General features: G+C 52.7%; 1 protein-coding gene. It reads left to right on the top strand.

What is annotated here, in order from left to right:
- Positions 1–245 (top strand): hypothetical protein (locus tag AC1RPK_RS07800; RefSeq protein ID WP_481769364.1); only part of this gene is annotated, 245 nt, incomplete at both ends.

Genomic DNA, 245 nt, shown 5'->3' with positions numbered 1-245 from the left:
ACTACAACGGCATCTATTTCGCGAGTGGTTCGACCGGGATTAACGTTGATGCGAAGGTATATGACGATCGGCAGTTGTGGAAAATTTCTGCGGTGTCGGTGTCAGGTCAGAACGCAGTGCTTACTGTTCCGAACTGGGTTGCAGGCGCTATGTCGACCTACCGGAAGGTCGCGGTATACGACGCATTTTTCACCTTCCTCGGTTACGGGATTATCAGCGCGGAATCGAATGGCGTCGTCACGATC

It is taken from the genome of Dellaglioa sp. CoH-55-MRSF-6, from assembly GCF_056782215.1.
Note: the sequence above shows the minus strand (reverse complement) of the source record. Positions and strands in the feature narration are given on the sequence as shown.